The 18455-nt window shown below is 69.9% G+C and carries 16 protein-coding genes; 5 read left to right on the top strand and 11 right to left on the bottom strand.

Annotated features, from left to right (window positions below; genetic code table 11):
• Positions 1-6: 6 nt before the first annotated feature.
• The 5 genes from pgl to tkt are packed head-to-tail and all read right to left on the bottom strand — an operon-like array spanning position 7 to position 6466.
• Positions 7-753, bottom strand: a complete 747-nt coding sequence (gene pgl, locus A5771_RS03980) for a 6-phosphogluconolactonase (protein ID WP_064853891.1) — start codon at positions 751-753, stop codon at positions 7-9.
• Complete coding sequence (gene opcA / locus A5771_RS03975; protein ID WP_064853959.1) at positions 750-1661, bottom strand: glucose-6-phosphate dehydrogenase assembly protein OpcA; 912 nt, start codon at positions 1659-1661, stop codon at positions 750-752. The genes pgl and opcA overlap by 4 nt, the downstream gene beginning before the upstream one ends.
• Positions 1658-3214, bottom strand: a complete 1557-nt coding sequence (gene zwf / locus A5771_RS03970; protein ID WP_064853890.1) for a glucose-6-phosphate dehydrogenase — start codon at positions 3212-3214, stop codon at positions 1658-1660. Before zwf ends, opcA begins: the two co-directional genes overlap by 4 nt.
• A 4-nt stretch (positions 3215-3218) precedes the next feature.
• A complete protein-coding gene (tal, locus tag A5771_RS03965) occupies positions 3219-4331 on the bottom strand; it encodes a transaldolase (RefSeq protein ID WP_064853889.1) in 1113 nt (370 codons plus the stop codon).
• 44 nt (positions 4332-4375) lie between these two features.
• Positions 4376-6466 (bottom strand): transketolase, encoded by a 2091-nt coding sequence (gene tkt, locus A5771_RS03960; RefSeq protein WP_064853888.1) that lies wholly within the window; start codon positions 6464-6466, stop codon positions 4376-4378.
• Positions 6467-6669: 203 nt separating this feature from the next.
• Between tkt and A5771_RS03955 the strand changes: the two genes are divergently transcribed.
• The gene (locus A5771_RS03955; protein ID WP_064853887.1) at positions 6670-7593 is read left to right on the top strand and encodes a heme o synthase; all 924 of its coding nucleotides are present in this window, start codon (positions 6670-6672) and stop codon (positions 7591-7593) included.
• Here the strand turns inward: A5771_RS03955 and A5771_RS03950 are convergent.
• Complete coding sequence (locus tag A5771_RS03950) at positions 7590-8063, bottom strand: NUDIX hydrolase (RefSeq protein WP_064853886.1); 474 nt, start codon at positions 8061-8063, stop codon at positions 7590-7592. The two genes, A5771_RS03955 and A5771_RS03950, sit on opposite strands and share 4 nt — an antisense overlap.
• 171 nt (positions 8064-8234) lie before the next feature.
• Between A5771_RS03950 and A5771_RS03945 the strand changes: the two genes are divergently transcribed.
• Both A5771_RS03945 and A5771_RS03940 read left to right on the top strand, forming a co-directional pair.
• Positions 8235-9791 (top strand): PPE family protein, encoded by a 1557-nt coding sequence (locus tag A5771_RS03945; protein WP_064853958.1) that lies wholly within the window; start codon positions 8235-8237, stop codon positions 9789-9791.
• A gap of 62 nt (positions 9792-9853) precedes the next feature.
• Positions 9854-11305 carry a PPE family protein gene (locus A5771_RS03940; RefSeq protein ID WP_064853885.1) on the top strand — a complete coding sequence of 484 codons (1452 nt, stop codon included), beginning with the start codon at positions 9854-9856 and terminating at the stop codon, positions 11303-11305.
• Here A5771_RS03940 and A5771_RS03935 read toward each other — a convergent pair.
• On the bottom strand, positions 11302-12279 hold the full coding sequence (locus A5771_RS03935) for a quinone oxidoreductase family protein (protein WP_064853884.1): 978 nt from the start codon (positions 12277-12279) through the stop codon (positions 11302-11304). The two genes, A5771_RS03940 and A5771_RS03935, sit on opposite strands and share 4 nt — an antisense overlap.
• Before the next feature lie 31 nt (positions 12280-12310).
• Between A5771_RS03935 and A5771_RS03930 the strand changes: the two genes are divergently transcribed.
• Entirely contained in the window at positions 12311-12997 is a 687-nt protein-coding gene (locus tag A5771_RS03930; RefSeq protein WP_064853957.1) for a hypothetical protein, read from the top strand.
• Here the strand turns inward: A5771_RS03930 and A5771_RS03925 are convergent.
• From A5771_RS03925 to mptB, 4 genes are all read right to left on the bottom strand, one after another.
• The gene (locus A5771_RS03925) at positions 12953-13882 is read right to left on the bottom strand and encodes a COX15/CtaA family protein (RefSeq protein ID WP_064853883.1); all 930 of its coding nucleotides are present in this window, start codon (positions 13880-13882) and stop codon (positions 12953-12955) included. The two genes, A5771_RS03930 and A5771_RS03925, sit on opposite strands and share 45 nt — an antisense overlap.
• A 71-nt stretch (positions 13883-13953) precedes the next feature.
• On the bottom strand, positions 13954-14736 hold the full coding sequence (locus tag A5771_RS03920; protein WP_064853882.1) for an ABC transporter permease: 783 nt from the start codon (positions 14734-14736) through the stop codon (positions 13954-13956).
• Positions 14733-15671, bottom strand: a complete 939-nt coding sequence (locus A5771_RS03915; protein ID WP_109401012.1) for an ABC transporter ATP-binding protein — start codon at positions 15669-15671, stop codon at positions 14733-14735. The genes A5771_RS03920 and A5771_RS03915 overlap by 4 nt, the downstream gene beginning before the upstream one ends.
• Positions 15668-17410, bottom strand: a complete 1743-nt coding sequence (gene mptB / locus A5771_RS03910) for a polyprenol phosphomannose-dependent alpha 1,6 mannosyltransferase MptB (RefSeq protein WP_064853881.1) — start codon at positions 17408-17410, stop codon at positions 15668-15670. The genes A5771_RS03915 and mptB overlap by 4 nt, the downstream gene beginning before the upstream one ends.
• A 205-nt stretch (positions 17411-17615) precedes the next feature.
• Here mptB and A5771_RS03905 point away from each other — a divergent pair, with 205 nt between their 5' ends.
• Positions 17616-18392: a helix-turn-helix transcriptional regulator gene (locus tag A5771_RS03905; protein ID WP_064853955.1), complete on the top strand. Its 777-nt coding sequence runs from the start codon at positions 17616-17618 to the stop codon at positions 18390-18392.
• The last annotated feature ends 63 nt before the right edge of the window (positions 18393-18455 follow it).

The raw sequence follows: 18455 nt of genomic DNA, 5'->3' as shown, positions 1-18455 counted from the left end.
CGCCGGTCAGCGAGATTGCGCGGGCAGCTGCGCGGCCGCCCCGGCATCGAGCAGCCACACCGTCTCTTCGCGCCCGACGGCCCCGGCCGCCGGCACCGAGACCGGGTCGGCGCCGCCGACCGCGGCGGCCACCGCCTCGGCCTTGGCCTCCCCGGACACCACCAGCCACACCTGGCGGGAACGCCGGACCGCGGGCAGCGTCAGCGTGATGCGCCGCGGCGGCGGCTTGGGTGAGTCGGGCACCCCGACCACCAGGCGGGTCGTCTCGCGCACCGCGGGGGTATCGGGGAACAGCGAATTGATGTGGCCCTCGGGGCCCATTCCCAACAGGTGCACATCAAAATCCGGTGCCGGCTGGCCCGGCTCGGCGTTGGCGGCCAGCACCTCCTGGTAGGCCTGCGCGGCGGCGTCGAGGTCGTCGCCGCATTCGCCGTCACTCGCCGGCATGGCGTGCACATTGGCGGCCGGGATGTCGATGCGGCCCAGCAGCGCCTCGCGGGCCTGCTTGTCGTTGCGTTCGCCGTCGTCGGCCGGGACGAAGCGGTCGTCGCCGAAGAACAGGTGCACGCGGGTCCAGTCGATGCGTGCGGCGTGCTCGCCGAGGCGCTTGAGCAGCGCGATACCGTTGCCGCCGCCGGTCAGCACGATCAGCGCGCGGCCCCGGGCGGCGACGGCTGCCTCGATGGCATCGGCCAGCCGGTCACCGGCGGCGGCGATGAGTTCATCGGTGTCGCGGTAGGTCGTTACAGTCACAGATACTCCACTTCCTCGAGGCCGACCAACGCGGCGCCATAGATGGGGTCGGGGTCCAGTCGGCGCAGGTCTTCGGCCAGGCACTCTGCGGTCACCCGGCGCGGCAGCGGAACCAGCGCGTCCGGGCCGGCGGTCCGGCTCAAGGTGGCGATTATCCCGGTCTGGGGCCGGCTCAGCACCACCGTTTCGCTGTCGCGCACCAGCTCGATCTTCAGCTCGCCGACCGCGCGGCGTACCGGCCCATCGATGCGACTGGCCAGCCAGCCGGCCAGGATGTCCAGCGCCGGTTCGGTCGACAGTCCCGATACCAGCGCCGAGCGGATCGGCTCATATGGCGGCTGATCCACCGCCGACGCCAGCAGCGCCCGCCAATAGGTGATGCGACTCCAGGACAGGTCGGTGTCGCCGGCGGTGTAGCCGCCCCGCCGGCCCTTGATCGCCGCCAGCGGATCCGGGCTGTTGGTGGCGTCGGTGATCCGACGCACCGCCAGGGCGCCCAGCGGGTCGACGGCCGGTGCCGACGGCGCGATCTCGGGCCACCAGGCGACCACCGGGATGTCGGGCAACAGGAACGGCACCACGACCGCATCGGCGTGGCCGGCGAGCGGGCCGGACAGCCGCAGCACCACCACCTCGCCGGCGCCGGCGTCGCCGAACATCCGCAGCTGGGCGTCCAGGCGGGCGTCGCGGGCATCGGTGTCGTCGGTTATCACCACGATCACCCGGCTGGGATGCTCCTGGCTGGCCATATTGGCCGCGGCGATGGACTCGTCGAGCAGCGTGTCGTTCTCGATCGCGATGATCAGGCTCAGCACCCGGCCGGTGGTGGCCGCGCCGATCTGCTCGCGTAACTCGTCGAGCTTCTTGTTGATTGCGTTGGTGGTGGTGTCCGACAGTTCGACAATCACGGGCGCCGCCATTCCCGCCCGGAGCGCTCCAGCATCTCGAACGACGACCGCGGACCCCAGGTACCGGCCTCATAGGGCTCGGGTCTGCCGTGCTGCTCCCAGTTCTCGAGAACGGGATCGAGTATCTGCCAACACAATTCGACTTCGGCGTTGACCGGGAACAGCGACGGCTCACCGAGCAGCATGTCGAGAATCAGCCGCTCGTAGGCTTCCGGTGAATCCTCGGAGAACGCCGAGCCGTAGGAGAAATCCATGTTGACGTCGCGGACTTCCATGAGATGGCCGGGCACCTTGGACCCGAATCGCAGGGTGATCCCCTCGTCGGGCTGCACCCGGATCACCAGGGCGTTCTTGCCCAGTTCGTCGGTCATGGTGGCATCGAACGGCAGGTGCGGCGCCTGCTTGAACACCAGCGCGATCTCGGTGACGCGGCGCCCCAGCCGCTTGCCGCTGCGCAGATAGAACGGCACACCGGCCCAGCGCCGGGTGTCGACCTCCAGCGTGATGGCCGCATAGGTCTCGGTGCGGGAGTCCGCGGCGAACCCCTCCTCCTCGAGCAGACCGACGACGTGCTCGCCGCCCTGCCAGCCGGCGGTGTACTGCCCGCGGGAGGTGGTTTCATCCAGCGGCAGCGCCAGTTTGGTCGCCGAGAGCACCTTGATCTTCTCGGCCTGCAGCTCGGCGGGGGAGAAGCTCACCGGCTCCTCCATGGCGGTCAGGGCCAGCAACTGCAGCAGGTGGTTCTGAATCACATCGCGGGCGGCGCCGATGCCGTCGTAGTAGCCGGCCCGACCGCCCAGGCCTATGTCCTCGGCCATGGTGATCTGCACATGGTCGACGTAGTGCGCGTTCCAGATCGGGTCGAACAGCTGGTTGGCGAACCGCAGCGCCAGGATGTTCTGGACCGTCTCCTTGCCCAGATAGTGGTCGATGCGAAACACCGACTCCTCCGGGAAGACGCTGTTGACCACGCTGTTGAGCTCGACCGCGCTGGACAGGTCGTGGCCGAACGGCTTTTCGATCACCACCCGGCTCCAGCGGCCCTCCCGCGGGCGGGCCAGCCCGCTGGCGTGCAGCTTCTCGCACACCACCGGGAACGCGTCGGGCGGGATCGACAGGTAGAAAGCGTGGTTGCCGCCGGTGCCGCGTTCGGCGTCCAGCTTCTCCAGCGTCTCGGCCAGCTGGGCGAAAGCGGCATCGTCGTCGAAGGTGCCTGTCACGAAACGGAATCCGGCAGCCAACCGGTCCCACACGACCTGACGGAACGGTGTCCGGGCGTGCTGCTTGACGGCCTGGTAGACGACGTCGACGAAATCTTGGTCGGCCCAGTCCCGGCGAGCGAAGCCGACCAGTGCGAATGTCGGAGGCAGCAGCCCGCGGTTGGCCAAGTCATAGATGGCCGGCATCAGCTTGCGCCGGGCCAGGTCTCCGGTCACCCCGAAGATCACCACGCCGCACGGGCCGGCGATCTGAGGCAGGCGCTTGTCCCGCTTGTCCCGCAGGGGATTGCGCCACCCCGCGGCACTGCTTTGCGCTGCGCCTGCGCCCACCATCAGGTCACTTGGCGGCGTCGAGCTGCGACGCGGTGGCGTCCAGCAGTTCTCCCCAGGAGGCCTCGAACTTGTCCACGCCCTCGTTCTCCAGCACCAAGAACACGTCGGTCAGATCGATGCCCACCGCCGAGAGTTGGTCGAAGACCTGCTGGGCCGATGAAGCGGTACCGGCGATGGTGTTGCCGGTGACATCACCGTGGTCGGCCACCGCCTCTATCGTCGCCTCCGGCATGGTGTTGACGGTGTGCGGGGCCACCAACTCGGTGACGTACAGGGTGTCCGGGTAGTCCGGGTTCTTGACCCCGGTCGAGGCCCACAGCGGGCGCTGCACCCGGGCGCCGTGCGCCGCCAACGCCGCGAAGCGCTCACCGGCGAAGACCTCCTCGTAGGCGGCGTAGGCCAGTCGGGCGTTGGCCACGCCGGCCTTTCCGCGCAGCGCCAGGGCGTCCGCCGAACCGATCTTCTCGAGCCGGCTGTCCACCTCGGTGTCCACCCGGGAGACGAAGAACGACGCCACCGAATGGATCTTGGCCAGATCGTGCCCGGCGGCCTTGGCCGCTTCCAAGCCGGCCAGGTAGGCGTCCATCACCTCTCGGTGCCGCTCGACGGAGAAGATCAGCGTGACGTTGACCGAGATGCCTTCGGCCAGCACCGCGGTGATGGCCGGCAGTCCGGCCTTGGTGGCCGGGATCTTGATGAACAGGTTCGGCCGGTCGACGATCTTCCACAGCTCGACGGCCTGGGCGACGGTCTTGTCGGTGTCATGGGCCAGGCGGGGGTCGACTTCGATCGACACCCGGCCGTCGACGCCGTCGGAGGTCTCCCACGCCCTCGTCAACACGTCACACGCGTTGCGTACGTCGTCGGTGGTGACAGTGCGGATCACCGCGTCGACGTCGGCGCCGCGCGCGGCCAGTTCGGCCAGCTGCTTGTCGTAGGCGTGGCCCTTCTCCAGGGCCTTCTGGAAGATGGTCGGGTTGGTGGTCACCCCGACGACACTGCGGGTGGCGACCAGCTCGGCCAGGTTGCCCGACGTCAGCCGGTCGCGGGACAGATCGTCGAGCCACACCGATACGCCGGCGGCGCTCAGAGCGGCAAGCCTTTCGTTCTGAGTCATATTGCGCTCCTTCTCAATCGGCCGTCATGCGGCCACGGTTTGCTTCATCGCTCCAGGGTTCGTTCGGCGGCGGCGACGACGGCCTCCGGAGTGAAACCGAATTCACGGAACAGCGTCTTGTAGTCGGCGGACTCGCCGTAGTGCTCGATCGAGACGATTTCCCCGGTGTCACCTACCAGTTTATGCCAGCACTGCGCGACACCGGCTTCCACCGCGACCCGCGCCGACACCGCGGGCGGCAGTACCGTGTCGCGATACTCGACCGGCTGCGACTCGAACCATTCCAGACAGGTCATCGACACCACGCGGGCAGTGATGCCCTTGTCCGCCAACAGCTTCTGCGCTGCCACGGCGAGCTGTACCTCCGACCCGGTGGCGATCAGCAGCACGTCGGGCCGCTCGGTGCCGGGATCGCCGAGTACATAACCGCCGCGCGCGACCCCCTCGGGGTCGGTGCCCTCCAGGATCGGCAGGCCCTGACGCGTCAGGATCAGCCCGACCGGTCCGCTGTCGGCGCCGCGGGCCAGCACGGTGCGCCAGGCGTAAGCGGTCTCATTGGCGTCGGCCGGACGCACCACCGACAGCTGGGGGATGGCACGCAGCGCCGCCAAGTGCTCGATCGGCTGGTGGGTGGGGCCGTCTTCGCCCAGGCCGATCGAATCGTGGGTCCACACATAGATGGTGTCGATGTCCATCAACGCGGCCAGCCGCACCGCCGGCCGCATGTAGTCGGAGAACTGCAGGAAGGTGCCGCCGTAGGCGCGGGTCGGGCCATGCAGCACGATGCCCGACAGGATCGCGCCCATCGCGTGCTCGCGGACCCCGAAGTGCAGGGTGCGCCCGTACGGGTCGGCGGTGTAGTCCTTGGTGGAGATCGACGCCGGGCCGAACGACTTGACATTGTCCATCGTGGTGTTGTTGCTGCCGGCCAGATCGGCTGAGCCGCCCCACAATTCGGGAAGCTTCGGCCCCACCGCATTGAGCACCTTGCCGGACGCGGCGCGGGTCGCGATCTCCTTGGAGCCGGGCTCCCAGTACGGCAGGTCGGCGTCCCAACCGTCCGGCAGCTCACCAGCGGTCAACCGGTCCAGCAGTGCCTTGCGCTCCGGCTCCCGGGCGGCCCATGACTCGAACTGGGCCTGCCACTCGTCCCGCGCCGCCTTGCCGCGGCCCACCAGCCCGCGGGTGTGGGTGATCACGTCCTCGCGAACGTCGAAGGATTTGTCCGGGTCGAATCCGAGCGCGGACTTGGTGGCGGCCACCTCGTCGTCGCCGAGTGCCGCGCCGTGCGCCTTGCCGGTGTTCATCAGGTTCGGCGCCGGATAACCGATGATCGTGCGCAGCTCGATGAACGAGGGCCTGTCGGTGACGGCCTTTGCCTTGGCGATGGCCTCCTCGATGCCGGTCACGTTCTCGCCGCCCTCGACTCGCTGCACGTGCCAGCCGTAGGCCTCATAGCGGGCCGCGGTGTCCTCGCACAGCGCGATGTTGGTGTCGTCTTCGATGGAGATCTTGTTGTGGTCGTAGAACACGATCAGGTTGCCCAGCTGCTGGACCGCGGCCAGCGACGACGCCTCACTGGTGACGCCCTCTTCGATGTCGCCGTCCGAGGCGATCACGTAGATGTAGTGATCGAACGGGCTCTGGCCGGGGGCGGTGTCGGGGTCGAACAGCCCGCGCTCGTAGCGGGCGGCCATCGCCATCCCAACCGCGGAGGCCAGACCCTGCCCCAGCGGACCGGTGGTGATCTCCACCCCCTTGGTGTGGCGGAACTCCGGGTGCCCCGGCGTCTTGGAACCCCAGGTCCGCAGCGACTCGATGTCGGACAGCTCCAGCCCGAAACCGCCCAGGTAGAGCTGGATGTAGAGCGTCAGACTCGAATGCCCGCAGGACAGGATGAACCGGTCGCGGCCCAGCCAGTGCGTGTCGGAGGGGTCGTGGCGCATCACCCGCTGGAACAGCGTGTACGCCAGCGGCGCCAGGCTCATCGCGGTGCCGGGGTGGCCGTTACCGACCTTCTGCACCGCATCGGCGGCCAGCACCCGGGCGGTGTCGACGGCGACCGAGTCGATCTCGGCCCAGTCGTCGGGGTGGTGGGCTTGGGTGAGGGCGGAGATCTCTGCAGCAGTGGTCACGAACGTGAAGTCCTCATCTTCGGGATGTGTTTAGGCAAGCCTGGTTGGTTCTCACCCTAGTGGGGGGCCGGGTAGTGTTGCAGGTCCGGTCGGCGTGTGTATTACCCATGAATCGACCCTGCGATTCGGTCGACCCGGCTGCGCGGTCTACCATCGTCCGTAGTAGACGCTGGCGTCGCTGCTGCCATCTGAGGAGTCATCACGTGAGTATTCGCGAGCGCGCCGCGCCGCGCCGAATACGCGCAATACGTTCCACCTTCCTGGCGTACCTGTCGTTGACCAAGCCACGGATCATCGAGTTGCTGCTGGTGACGACCATTCCGGCGATGCTGTTGGCCGACCGCGGCACGGTGAATCCGCTGCTGATCTTCAACACGCTGATCGGCGGGATGCTGGCCGCCGCGGGCGCGCACGCCCTGAACTGCGTGGTCGACGCCGACATCGACAAGGTGATGAAGCGCACCGCTCGCCGGCCGCTGGCCCGCGATGCCGTCCCGACGCGCAACGCGCTGGTGTTCGGTCTGGTGCTCGGCGCCGTCTCCTTCGTCTGGCTCTGGCGCACCACCTACCTGGTCTCGGGCCTGCTGGCGGTGGCCACCATCGCCTTCTACGTGCTGGTCTATTCGATGCTGCTCAAACGGCACACCTCGCAGAACGTGGTCTGGGGCGGGGCGGCCGGTTGCATGCCGGTGGTGATTGGCTGGTCGGCGGTGACCGGCACCATCGGCTGGCCGGCGCTGGTGATGTTCTTGGTGATCTTCTTCTGGACTCCGCCGCACACCTGGGCGCTGGCGATGCGCTACAAGGACGACTACGCCGCGGCCGGGGTGCCGATGCTGCCGGTGGTCGCCACCGAGCGCGTCGTCACGCACCGCATCGTGGTCTACACCTGGGCGACGGTGGCCGCCACACTGGCGCTGGTGCCCGCCGCCGGCTGGCTGTACGCCGCAGTGGCGTTCCTGGCCGGGGTCTGGTTCCTGGCCATGGCCCACCAGCTCTATGCCGGGGTGCGCCGCGGGGAGCCGGTCAAGCCGCTGCGGCTGTTCCTGCAGTCGAATAACTACCTCGCGGTGGTGTTCTGCGCACTGGCGGTGGACTCGGCCATCGGCTTGCCCACGCTGTTCTAAGACCCACCGTCCCATTCGAAGCGTGTCTCGCCGTGCACGTTGAGCACCGCCGCGATGCGTTGCCGCATCCGTTCCGGCATCTCCGGTAGCGCCGCCAGCGCGTACCACCGCGCATCGGTGCTTTCATCGTCGGCCGGGTAGGGCTCGCCGGCCACCCAGCGCATGGCGAAGACGTGGTCGAGGTACTGGGCGGGATCCCCGTTGGCGTGAGTCACCGGCGCGGTGGCGTGCACCCAGACCAGGCGTTCCGGCACCGCGGTGACACCGGTCTCCTCGGCGACTTCGCGGACCGCGGCGTCGGCCGGCTCCTCACCGGGGTCGACGATCCCGGTGACCGGCGCCCAGATGCCGTTATCTGCCCGCTCGATGAGCAGCACCTCATCGTCGCGGATCACTACTGCCGTCACGCCGATCAGCCAGAGCGGGGCGTGGCCGATGGCGGCCCGGAGGTCGAACTGCGGAATCGGCATGTGACCGATCGTGCCAGGAAGCTCGGTTCAGGCTCACAGCATTAGTCCAGGTAACGCGAGGTTGGAACATCTTGCGCCGGTGGCCGCGACGGTTATTCAATCGACGATAATGACAATCATATTCAACAAGCTGGCGGGCGCCCGGCGGTGACCGCCGCGTCGCCGGTATGGATGGCATCTCCTCCGGAGGTGCACTCGGCGCTGTTGAGTGCCGGCGCGGGACCGGGTCCCCTGCTGGCCTCCGCAGCGGCGTGGTCGGCGCTGAGCGCGGAGTACGCAGCGGTCGCCGACGAGCTCATGGCGGTACTGGGGGCCGTGCAGGCCGGGACGTGGCAGGGGCCGAGCGCACAGTCGTATGTGGCCGCGCACGCTCCGTATCTGGCGTGGCTGAACCAAGCCGGTGCGGACGGTGCTGCGGCGGCGGCGCAGTCTGAGACGGCGGCCGCCGCGTATACGACGGCGTTGGCCGCGATGCCGACGTTGGCGGAGCTGGCGGCCAATCACGCGGTGCATGGTGTGCTGGTGGCGACGAATTTCTTTGGGATCAACACCATTCCGATCGCCGTCAATGAGGCCGACTATGCGCGGATGTGGGTGCAGGCGGCTACGACGATGGCGACGTATGAAGCAGTCAGTGGCGCGGCAGTGGCCACGGTGCCCGATGTCCTGCCGGCGCCACAGATCGCGAAAACCGATGCCGCAACGCCGCAGGACGACCGCGATGTCACCGACCCCACCGTCGACAATCCGCTGGATCAGCTCATAGCCAAGATGCTGAACACCGCCAGCAATGGACAGATCAACTGGGACCCCGCCCACGCCATGATGAACGGCATTCCGTACGACCAGTACACCGATCCCAGCCAGCCGATGTTCTGGCTGGTCCGGTCGCTGGAGTTGTTCGAGGACTTCCAACAGTTCGGCGTGTATCTCCAACACAATCCGGGACTGGCCTTTCAATATCTGGTCCAGCTGGCCGAGTTCGATTGGCCGACCCACATCGCCGAGATCGCCACCTCGCTGGGGCAAACGCCCCAGGTGCTCGCCGTCGCGGTCGGCGTGATGGTCGCCCCCGTTGGCGCCGTGGGCGGCTTCGCCGGGCTGGCCGGCCTGGCGGTCCTGCCGCCGGCGCCGCCGATGATGTCTGCGCTGCCGGCCGACACGGCTGGGCAGGCGTCGCCGGCGGTGGGCAGTGTCCCGCCCGCGCCGGCGGTTTCCGGATCGGTCAGCGCATCGGCCCCGGCGCGGCCGGCACCGGCGAGCGCGGCCGGGGGCACCGCGCCGGCAGCGGCCGGGCCACCGCCGCCGGCCGGGGCGTCGTTCGTCCCGCCCTACCTGATCGGCGGACCCGGTATCGGTACGGGATCGGGGATGGGTGCCGCCGCGCGTTCGGCACGCAAGGCGCCCGAACCCGACAGCACTGCCGCGGCGGCGGCGCGCGAGGCCAATCGCGAACGGGCGCAGGCCCGGCGCCGTCGGCGCGCCGCCAGGCAGGATCGCGCCGATCAGTTCATGACGATGGGGGTGGGGGTCGACCCGGACTGGGAGCTGCCCGAGGAGGAGCCGGTGCTGGCCGCCGACCGGGGTGCCGGACCGCTGGGTTTCACCGGCAGCGCGGCCGAAGGGCAGCTCGCTGCGGCAGGGATGACCCGGCTGACCGGTGTGTTCGGCAACGGGCCGACGGAGCCGATGGTGCCGGGCAGCTGGGGCGACGACCGACACATTTAAGTTCGGGTACCCGAAAATCAGAGTTCCTTGTACTAAAGTTACTCGGCGTGCCAGGGGTGTGGATGGCGTCGCCGCCGGAGGTGCATTCAGCGCTGTTGAGCGCTGGGCCCGGGGGCGGGCCGCTGCTGGCGGCGGCTGAGGCGTGGTCGTCGCTGAGCGCTGCGTACACCGCGGTGTCCCAGGAGCTGACCGCTGTAGTGGCATCGGTGGAAGCCGGAGCTTGGCAGGGGCCGAGCGCGGAGGCGTATCTGGCTGCCCACACTCCGTACCTGGCCTGGCTGAGCCGCGCCGGCGCGGACAGTGCGACGGCCGCAGCGCAATGCCAGCTGGCGGCGGCGGCCTATAGCGCCGCGCTGGCGGCGATGCCGACGCTGCCGGAGTTGGCGGCCAACCACGCCACCCACGGCGTTCTGATCGCGACGAACTTCTTCGGCATCAACACCATTCCGATCGCGCTCAACGAAGCCGACTACGTCCGGATGTGGGTGCAGGCCGCCACGACAATGGCCACTTATGAGGGGGTGGCAAGTTCGGCGGTGGCCTCGACCCCAAGCCTCGGCGCCGCGCCGCCCATCACCGATGGCCCGGGCGTGCACGATCCCAAGGTCGACAACCCGCTGAACCTGGAAATCGTGCGACTGCTCAAGAACGTCGGTATCAACTGGGATCCGACGGCAGGAACCATCAATGGGCAGGTGTACGACTACTACGCCAACGCCAACGACCCAATGTGGTATCTCGCCCGCGCCCTGGAACTGGTGGCGAACTTCCAATACGCCGGTACGCAGGACCCGGCGGCGGCGTGGCAGTACCTGCTGGCCGTGGCGCTGCTCGACTGGCCGACCCACGTGGCGCAGTTCACCGCAACGCTGAGCCAGTCGGCGCCACTGCTGGCGGCCGCGACCGGCGCGTTGGCTGCCCCGGTCGGCGCTCTCGGCGGGCTCGGCGGCTTGGCGAGCCTGCCCGCACCTCCCGAGGCAGTGGCCGCAGCGGCAGCGCCCGTCCCGTCGGCGTCAGCCCTGCCGACGGTCGTCAGCAGCGCCCCGGCGGTCCCCGCCGCAGCCGCTCCGGCAACGGCTTCGCCCGCGGCGCCGGCCGGCCCGCCGGCGAGCCCGCCACCGGCCCCGACACCGCCCCCGGCTGTCCAGGCATTCGCTTACCCGTATCTGGTCGGTGGCGGGCCCGGCGCCACCCCGCGGGTCGGTACCGGCGCGGGGGCGAGCGCCCCGGCGAGCGCCAGCAGAAAAGCAGCGGAGCCGGATCTCGCCACCGTCGCGGCCGAAGCCGCCGCACGAGCACGCGCACGCCGCCGACGGCGCGCGATCAAGCGCGACCACGGTGACGCGGTGATCAAAGTCGGCGCCGACGCCTCGGATCAAGGGGCGGGGCCGCTGGGGAGCAGCGGGAGCGTAACGCCGGGCGTCAATGCAGCCGGGCTGACCCGGCTGGCCGGGGCAGAATTCGGCGAAAGCCCGCGGCTGCCACTGCTGCCCGAAGGCTGGAAGGCCGGCTAGGGCACCAGGACGATCGAACCGGTGGTCTTGCGGGCCTGCAGATCCCGATGCGCGTCGGCCGCCTCAGCCAGTGGGTATCGCCGACTCACCGTCACCTCGATCGAGCCTGCCGCGATCGCGTCGAACAACTCTCCCGCGCGCCAAGAGAATTCCTGCGCCGAGCGGGTGAAATGAGCCAGGTTCGGCCGGGTCAAATACACCGACCCCGCAGCATTGAGCCGCTGCGGATCCACCGGCGGGACGGGTCCGCTGGCCGCACCGAACAGCACCAGCGTGCCCCGGACCGCGAGGCTGGCCAGGCTGGCGTCGAATGTCGTCGCACCTACGCCGTCGTATACCGCGGCAGCGCCGGCGCCGTCGGTCAACTCCCGGATGCGGGCGCCGAACGCGGCGGCGTCCGAGCCGGGATAGTCGAGCACCTCGGCAGCGCCGGCCCGTCGGGACAGCTCGGCCTTCTCCGGCGTCGAGACCGTGGTGATCACCCGGGCGCCGCGCGCCGTGGCCCACTGGGTCAAGATCAGGCCCACTCCGCCGGCGCCGGCGTGCAGCAAGACGGTGTCGCCGCGTTGCACCGGATATACCGACGTGATCAGGTAGTGCGCGGTCAGGCCCTTGAGCAGTACGGCCGCCGCCACGTCCGAGTCGACCCCGGCGGGGATCGGCGCCACCAAAGATGCTGGCGCCGTGAAGTATTGCGCATAGGCCCCGTTGGCGGCAGCGGTCACCACGCGGTCACCCGGGCTCAGCGTCGTCACCTCTGGGCCCGCTTCGACCACGGTGCCCGCGGCTTCGCTGCCGATCACGAACGGCAGCTCGGCCGGGTACGTCCCGGAGCGGAAATAGGTGTCGATGTAGTTGACCCCGATCGCCTCCGCCCGGATCAACACCTCGCCGGCGGCGGGGGAGGGCTGCGGTCGGTCGACCAGGTTCAGGACTTCCGGGCCGCCGGTCGCGGCGATTTCCACGGCATACATGGTGACTATCATCTCCGAATGTGAGGTCTGCATGAAGCTGGCCCGGCCCGATATCTTCCACCCGCGCATCGTGTTGGCGGGCGATCCGCGCCGCCGGCACCAGGAGTCCCCCGACGACGCCGGCCTGCTCGCCGCGCTGCGGCACCGGGGGCTGCAGTCCCGCCTCCTGCCGTGGGATGACCCGGAAACCCTCGAGGCCGACCTGGTGATCCTGCGTTCGGCCGGCGGCGACCCGGACCGGCGCACCGAGTTCGCGGCCTGGACCACGCGGGTGCGCCACCTGCTGAACCCGCCGGAAGTGGTCGCGTGGAACGCCGACCCGCGCTACCTGGCCGACCTGCAATGCGACGGGGTGCCCACCGCGTCCGGCGGGACGGGCCACACCGCGCTGGTGTTCTTCGGCGCCGGCCGGTCGCACGCATTCGGCGCTGCCGGGCCCGACCCGGACTTCGAGCTGTGGGATGTCGGCCGCGCCGCCCTGCGCGCGGCTGCCGAACGCTTGAGCATCCGCATCGAGGAGTTGCTCTACGCGCGCGCCGATATCTCGGGAACCGCCGCCGACGCTCGGCTGGTCAGCCTGGATCTCGTTGCGCCGCAACTGGGATTCAGCGAACTCCAGGCCGGCGAAGGTGAGCTGGCGCAGCGCCGGTTCGCCGTCGAGGTCTCCGCGGCGTTAGAGCGGCTCGGGCTCGGTCCGCTCGCGCAGCGACGCCCATAGGGCTGCGCTGGCGCCGGTGACCAGCACGGCGCCCGCCACGTGCAGGATGACCAGCACTGCGGGCACCCCGGTGAAGTATTGGACGACGCCGATCAGCCCCTGCGCGAAGGTCAGGGCGATGACCACGGCAAGCCGGCGGGTCACCGGCTTGGCCGCCCCCACCGCGACCAGCCCGAACGCCAGGCCCACCAGCAGCCCCAGGAACGCGATCAGCAGGGACTCGTGCAGGTGGGCCAGCGTGGCCACCTCGACCTTGAGCCGGGCCACCGTGCGGGTAGCGCTCTTGTCGCCGGCGTGCGGTCCGGCGCCGGTCACCAGGGTGCCGGTCACCAGTACCGTGGCCAGCGTGATGGCGCACAGCCCCGTCAAAGTGCGTAGCGGCGCCGGCACCCGCTGGCGCACCACCGCATCGTCGGGTTCGCCGACCTTCACAAACAGCAGCACCGCCAGCCAGACCATCAGCATCGAGACCAGCAGGTGCACGGCCACCGTCCACCACGCCAGCCCGGTGCGCACCGTGATACCGCCGATCACGGCCTGCAGCACCGTGGAGCCCGGCATCAACCAGGCGTAGACCAGCACTTCGCGCCGCCGCCGCGCCCGGATCAGCGCCAGCACCGCCAGCGCCGAGGTGATGACCACCGCGAAGGTCACCATCCGGTTGCCGAACTCGATGGCCTGATGGATTCGCGGTACCTCGGAGACCGCCACCGGGACGTAACTGCCCGGGAAGCACTGCGGCCAGGTCGGGCAACCGAGCCCGGAGGCGGTGACGCGGACGATCACACCGGTGACAGAGATGAAGCCCTGAGTGAAGACGACAGCGGCGGCCAGCAGTCGCTGGGTGCGCAGGCTCGGGTCCGGCAGCAGGTCCACCAGGCGCATCAGGAAGCGTCGCACGGGCTGATCGTAGAGGATCGGGAACTACACCATGTAGTAGCTCGGGCGTGGGCGGCTCAGCTGAACCGGAACCAGCGCAGCGCGCCGACGCCGGCCAGCAGCCCCCACACCGCCACCACCGCGATGCCGAACCAGTCGAACGAGACGGTCAGGGCCTGCGCCAGCGCCTCGGTGAGCGCCCCCGACGGAGTGAGCCGGGCGAGCCACCGGATGGGGTCGGCGACCAGGTCGGTCTCCACCGTCAGCGCCGAGAACCCGCCGAAGACGAACCACAGCAGGTTGGCCACGGCCAGCACGATCTCGGCCCGCAGGCTGCCGCCGAGCAGCAGGCCCAACGCCGCGAAGCACGCCGTGCCCAGCGCGATGACCACCGCCCCCAGGCCCAGCCCGATCAGCGTCGGCCGCCAGCCCAGCGCGACGCCGATCAGCCCGAGCAGCACCGACTGCAGCAGCACCACCGTCGCCACCGACAGTGATTTGCCGGTGATGACGCCCCACACCGGCAGTGCGGTGGCGCCCAGGCGTTTCAGTGCGCCGTAGCGGCGGTCGAATGCCACCGCGATCGCCTGGCCGGTGAAGGCGGTGGCGATCACGGCCAGCGACATGATCACCGGCAGCAGGGTGCTGGCGCGCTGGGCGTGGCCCTCGCCGAACGGGCCCAGCGGCAGCAGCGACATCCCGATCAGCAAGGTGATCGGGATGAACATGGTCAACAGCAGCTGCTCGCCGTTGCGCAGCAGCAGGGTCAGCTCCAGCCGGTACTGGGCGGCCAGCATGGCCGGCACGCTGGCCGGCCGCGGGTCGGGGGTGAAGGTTCCGGGCGGGAACGAGGTGGTCATGCGCGTAGCTCCCGTCCTGTCAGCTCCAAGAACACGTCCTCCAGGCTGCGCTGCTCCACCCGCAGTTGGGTGGCCAGCACGTCGAGGCGGGCGCACCAGGCGGTCACCGTGGCCAGCACCTGCGGGTCGACCCGCCCTTCGACGAGGTATTCGCCGGGTTGCACCTCGCTGGCTCGGTAGCCCTCCGGCAACGCGGTGAGCAGCAACGACAGGTCCAGGCGCGGCGGGGCGGTGAACCGCACCTGACCCTGGGCGCCGCTGCGGGTCAACTCCTGCGGCGTCCCGGCGGCGACCGCCGCGCCGTGGTCGATGATCAACAGCCGGTCGGCGAGCTCCTCGGCCTCCCGAAGATGGTGGGTGGTCAACACCACGGTCACGCCGTCGCGGCGCAGGGCGTCGATCAGCTCCCACACCAGCAGGCGCGCGTGGGCGTCCATGCCGGCGGTCGGCTCGTCGAGGAACACCAGCTCGGGGCGCCCGACCAGGGCGCAGGCCAGGGCAAGCCGCTGCTGCTGGCCGCCCGAGAGCCTGCGGTAGGTGGTGCGGGCGGCGTCGGTGAGGCCGAGAGTTTCCAGCAGCCACTGCGGGTCCAGCGGGTTCGCCGAGTAGGACGCGACCAGGTTGAGCATCTCGCCGGCGCGGGCCGCCGGGTAGCCGCCGCCGCCCTGCAGCATCACCCCGATGCGTTCCCGCAGCCGGGCGTTGTCGGCGACCGGGTCCAGCCCGAGCACCTCGATGCTGCCGGCGTCCGGGCGTACGAAGCCCTCGCACATCTCGACCGTCGTCGTCTTGCCGGCGCCGTTGGGGCCGAGAAGCGCGAAGATTTCGGCGGTGTGCACCTCGAGATCAAGGCCGGCGACCGCCTCGGTCGCTGCTGGACCGGCCCCGTAACGCTTGCGCACTCCGCGCAACCGCACCGCGACAGCTGAGCTCACGGGGAATCAGCGTAAGCGTCGGCGACGGTGGCGGAGCGCGGGGTCTGTCCCGGCGTCGGCGCATCGCCGGCGCGGCCGGATCCATGCGACGGTTCCAGCTTCGCATCTCCTCCGTCGCGCCTCGCTGAACCACCGGGCTCGTCCGGCAACTCCCGCCACGGCAGATGCCGGTAGGTCAGCAGGAACAGCGCCAGCACCACGACAGCGCTGGCCAGGGTGGCGTCGACGATCTGGAACAGCGCGAAGCGGTCGCCGTTGGCGGTCGGGCCGAAGATGCCGACCACCAGCGTCACCGCGATCACCGCGATCCGGAAGCCGGGGCGGGTCGCCCAGGCGGCGAGCGGGATGATTGCCCACAGCAGATACCACGGCTGCACCACCGGGAACAGCAGCACCGTGATGCCCAGTGCGACGCCGAGCCCACCGACCGGGTGCAGCCGGCCCTGGAACACCACCAGCAGCAGCCAGATCACCATCACCGCGATGATCAGCACACCGATGCCACGCGTCAGTGACAACACCGCGGTGGTGTGGTCGCCCAGGCCCAGCAGGATCCCGACCTGACCGGTGCCCAGTGCAAGCAGGGTCGGCGGTGACATCCAGCTGCGGACCACGTTGGCGGTGCCCAGGGTGAACACCCAGCCGAAGCCCAGCCCACTGGCCCAGCCGACCAGGCCCATCACCGCCACCGCCAGCGCGCTGCTCCCGGCCCCGGCGAGCACGAACGCCCGCACGTCGCCGCCCCAGCGCCAGCCCAGGGCCATCGCCACGAACCCGAGCGCCAGCAGCGACGGCAGCTTGACCTGCGACGACAGCGCGATCAGCACCGCGCCGAGGATCAACTCGGCCAGCGGCACCCACTCTCGCGGCGGCCGGCGCAGACCCGGCAGCAGGGGTTTGGCCACGGTGACCCCACGCAGGGCGAACTCCGTGCCGGTCAGCATCAGGCCGAGCATCAACGCTTCGTTGTGGATACCGGCGACCAGGTGCATCAGCAGCAGCGGATTGGCCGCGCCCAGCCACAGGGCGCTGACCTCGGCCACTCCGCAGCGTGCGGCCAGACGCGGCACCGCCCACACGATCAACCCGACACCGAGCAGCACCACGACCCGGTGGCACAACACCGCGGTGACGATGTTCTCCCCGGTCAGCGCGGAGATTCCGCGGCCGATCCACAAGAACAGCGGCCCGTAGGGAGCCGGTGTCTCCCGCCACAGGCTGGGCACCGACAGGGTGAACACGTGGTCGAGCCCCAGGGCCGGCGCCGGGCCCACCCGGTAGGGGTCCAGTCCCAGCCGGGAGATCTGACTCTGCGCCAGGTAGGAGTACACGTCCTTGCTGTACATCGGTGGCGCGACCAGCAGCGGCAGCATCCACAGCAGCAGCGTGCGGTCGAGCTGGCTGCGCGACATCCGGCGCCGTCCGCTGAAGGCGAACCGGCCCAGCATCAGCCAGGCCAGCGCCATCATCACCGCCCCGGTGGTGGTCATGGTCAGCGCCACCGTCTGCAGCCGCGACGGCAGGTTCAACAGCCGTACCCCGAAGGTTGGGTCTTGGATCACCGGGCGCGCGCCGGCTCCCAGCGCACCGATCGCCATCAGCACGGTGCCGGCCGCGCCGAACAGGCGAGTGCGCCGCAGCGCGACCAGTTCCGCGGCGTTGAGGGGGGTGCCGACGGTGCGCTCGTCGCCGTGCAAATGCGCGATCGACGTGCTCAGCGAGTGCCGGCGGGCTGCCATCCCAGCAGCGTAACGGCCCGTCTCCGAGATCCTCGGGCCCGTCCGATAACAGCGGGTGTGACCAGCGCAACGGCCGATTCCGGCCGAACTGAGGTAACCCTTTCTGGACCCGGCCGCCGAATTGCGTCACACTGGTGTTGTGAAATTCAAAGCTGAGGCGAAGGCCGCCACCGAATCCGCCGGGCACCGTCCCGGCGGTGCGGTATTGCCTGCGCCTCAGCCGGCGGCGGACCTCACCGGTAGCCATGATTCACCCGAGGGCCGCACCCGCCAGGCCGTGGTGCGTCTGCTGATGGAGTCCGGGTCGATCACCGCCGGTGAGATCGGCGCCCGGTTGGGGCTGTCGGCCGCCGGGGTGCGGCGCCACCTCGATGCCCTGATCGAGATGGGTGACGCCGAGGCGCACGCGCCGGCGTCCTGGCAGCAAGTGGGACGCGGGCGTCCGGCCAAGCGGTTCCAGCTCACCGCCGCCGGCCGAGGCAAGCTCGGCCACCGCTACGACGACCTCGCGGTGGCCGCGATGCGTCAGCTGCGCGAGATCGGCGGCGAGGACGCGGTGGTCGCCTTCGCCCGCCAGCGCATCGACACCATCCTGTCCGAGGTCGCCGAGGTTGCCGCCGGTGCTGACACCGACGCCGACGAGGATCTGGAGGTCACCGCCGACCGGATCGCCCCGGCGCTGACCGAGGCGGGCTTCGCCGCCTCCACCGCGCGGGTGGAGGGCGGTGTGCCGGGGGTGCAGATCCTGCAGCACCATTGCCCGGTGGCCAATGTCGCCAAGGAGTTCCCGGAACTGTGCCGGGCCGAGCGGCAGGCGATGGCCGAAGTGCTGGGCACTCACGTGCAGCGGCTGGCGACCATCGCCGACGGCGGCTACGTCTGCACCACCCACGTACCGCTGATCAACAAGAGCGCCAAGTCCGTCCGGGCCGGCAAGACCGCCAAAGCCGGCAAGGCGGGGACCGCCGAAAAACAGCACTAGTAGCACCGATCGACCTTCGGCGCACCGCCTGCGCCGAAGCCATCACGAGCACTGAAGGAGCGT

This window comes from Mycolicibacter sinensis (genome assembly GCF_001667375.1).
Classification (GTDB): Bacteria; Actinomycetota; Actinomycetes; order Mycobacteriales; family Mycobacteriaceae; genus Mycobacterium; species Mycobacterium sinense_A.
This window is presented reverse-complemented; position numbering and strand designations above follow the sequence as displayed.

Bases quoted from the DNA above. Each gene is read 5' to 3' on its own strand.
- zwf (WP_064853890.1), bottom strand. From the start codon at position 3,214: ATGGTGGGCGCAGGCGCAGCGCAAAGCAGTGCCGCGGGGTGGCGCAAT.
- tal (WP_064853889.1), bottom strand. From the start codon at position 4,331: ATGACTCAGAACGAAAGGCTTGCCGCTCTGAGCGCCGCCGGCGTATCG.
- A5771_RS03950 (WP_064853886.1), bottom strand. From the start codon at position 8,063: ATGCCGATTCCGCAGTTCGACCTCCGGGCCGCCATCGGCCACGCCCCG.
- A5771_RS03945 (WP_064853958.1), top strand. From the start codon at position 8,235: ATGGCATCTCCTCCGGAGGTGCACTCGGCGCTGTTGAGTGCCGGCGCG.
- A5771_RS03940 (WP_064853885.1), top strand. From the start codon at position 9,854: ATGGCGTCGCCGCCGGAGGTGCATTCAGCGCTGTTGAGCGCTGGGCCC.
- A5771_RS03935 (WP_064853884.1), bottom strand. From the start codon at position 12,279: ATGTATGCCGTGGAAATCGCCGCGACCGGCGGCCCGGAAGTCCTGAAC.
- A5771_RS03930 (WP_064853957.1), top strand. From the start codon at position 12,311: ATGAAGCTGGCCCGGCCCGATATCTTCCACCCGCGCATCGTGTTGGCG.
- A5771_RS03925 (WP_064853883.1), bottom strand. From the start codon at position 13,882: ATGCGCCTGGTGGACCTGCTGCCGGACCCGAGCCTGCGCACCCAGCGA.
- A5771_RS03920 (WP_064853882.1), bottom strand. From the start codon at position 14,736: ATGACCACCTCGTTCCCGCCCGGAACCTTCACCCCCGACCCGCGGCCG.
- mptB (WP_064853881.1), bottom strand. From the start codon at position 17,410: ATGGCAGCCCGCCGGCACTCGCTGAGCACGTCGATCGCGCATTTGCAC.